The organism is Synechococcus sp. WH 5701 (genome assembly GCF_000153045.1).
Taxonomy (GTDB): Bacteria; Cyanobacteriota; Cyanobacteriia; order PCC-6307; family Cyanobiaceae; genus Regnicoccus_A; species Regnicoccus_A antarcticus.
This window is the reverse complement of the sequence record NZ_AANO01000043.1, coordinates 1-1,747: the sequence shown is the minus strand read 5'-3', so window position 1 is coordinate 1,747 and position 1,747 is coordinate 1. Positions and strand designations below refer to the sequence as shown.

1 protein-coding gene is annotated in these 1,747 nt (G+C 56.8%); it reads left to right on the top strand.

All coding sequences use genetic code 11. The features are described from left to right. Positions 1-185: 185 nt before the first annotated feature. Entirely contained in the window at positions 186-1,592 is a 1,407-nt protein-coding gene (gene murC / locus WH5701_RS00215; protein ID WP_037979042.1) for a UDP-N-acetylmuramate--L-alanine ligase, read from the top strand. The last annotated feature ends 155 nt before the right edge of the window (positions 1,593-1,747 follow it).

Below are 1,747 nucleotides of genomic sequence, written 5' to 3'. Positions count from 1 at the left end.
CATTGATCGCAACGCGCAGGGTCATAGAAAAAGCGGTAAAACCGCGTAATGGTTTTGGGCGCCGATCATACAGAAATTGACGGAATTTCTTTGCCCAACTTTGAAATTTCTCGGTTAATCCGTCCCACCGACGGTGGGACAAGGTCAAAAAACTGACCTATCTTTCAGCCCTTCGTAGCCGTCCTTTGCCACGCCTGCTCACGCCCCAAACACCTGTTCATTTCATCGGTGTGGGCGGTATAGGGATGTCGGCACTGGCAAAAATTTTGGTAGACCGCGGCCACCCCGTTAGCGGTTCAGACCCCCGCGACAACGCCACGGTTCAGCATCTTGAAAGTCGGGGCGTCACCGTTTTTAAAGAGCAAACCGCTGAAAGCATTCAATCGGTGCTCTCCACGAATCTTCAGCCACCGGTGGTGGTGATCAGCACAGCGATCCCCGACACCAACCCAGAGCTGCAAAACGCCCGTGCCCATCAACTGGCGATCTGGCATCGATCGGATCTCCTCGCTGCCCTCATCGATCAACAAGCTTCGATTGCCGTGGCGGGGAGTCACGGAAAAACAACCACCAGCACGCTGATCACCACCCTGCTCATCGAAGCCGGTGAAGATCCCACCGCTGTGATTGGTGGGGTTGTTCCATGCCTTGGCAGCAACGGTCATTCCGGTCAGGGTCGTTTATTGGTAGCCGAAGCAGACGAATCCGACGGATCGCTCGTGAAGTTCAGCCCCAGCCTTGGGGTCATCACCAACCTGGAACTCGATCACACCGACCATTACAAGGGCTTGGATGATTTGATCTCAACCTTGCAACGCTTTGGTCGGGGTTGCGAACGGTTGATCGCGAACTACGACGACCCAATCCTTCAGGAGCATTTTGAACCGACAGCCTGGTGGTCGAACCAGCAAAGCGAGAACATTGCCTTTGCAGCCTTGCCTCTGCAACTCGATGGCGATCGATGTACAGCACGGTTTTATGAAAACGGCTCTGCAGTGGGTGACTTCACCTTGCCGATGGCTGGTCTCCACAATTTGAGCAATGCCACGGCTGCCTTAGCGGCTTGCCGGATGGAAGGAGTTCCGTTTGAAGCGCTGGTCAAAGGCCTGGCTCAACTCCAAGCTCCAGGCCGCCGCTTTGATCTAAGGGGCACCTGGGAAGGTCGGCACATCGTTGATGACTATGCCCACCATCCCAGCGAAGTTCGCGCCACGTTGACAATGGCGCAACTGATGGTGAGCAGCGGGCGCAGTCCGCTTCCATCTTCACCACAACGGCTTGTGGCCGTGTTCCAACCGCACCGTTTCAGTCGCACCCAACAGTTCTTCGAAGCCTTTGCCGAAGCACTGCAGAACTGTGATGCACTGCTACTGGCTCCGGTTTATGCGGCCGGAGAACAAACAATTCCTGGCGTTTGCAGCAACGCCCTCGCCCAACGCATTCGATCGTTGCGACCAGACCTCGAAATCGCCGTTGCGGACGATCTTGATCAGCTCACCGATCTGGTAAAGCAACGCAGCCGACCCGATGACCTTGTGCTCGCCATGGGGGCTGGCACCGTCAACAGCCTCTGGGGACGACTGGCCGAATGACGCAGCTATCGCCCCGCCACGCCAATGCCAACTTGGCGGACTACACCACCTGGCGGGTCGGTGGACCGGCCGAATGGCTGGCGGAGCCGACAACGATTGCTGAAACCATGGCGTGGGTGGAATGGGCTCAACACAAAGGGGTTCCCTGCCAAGTG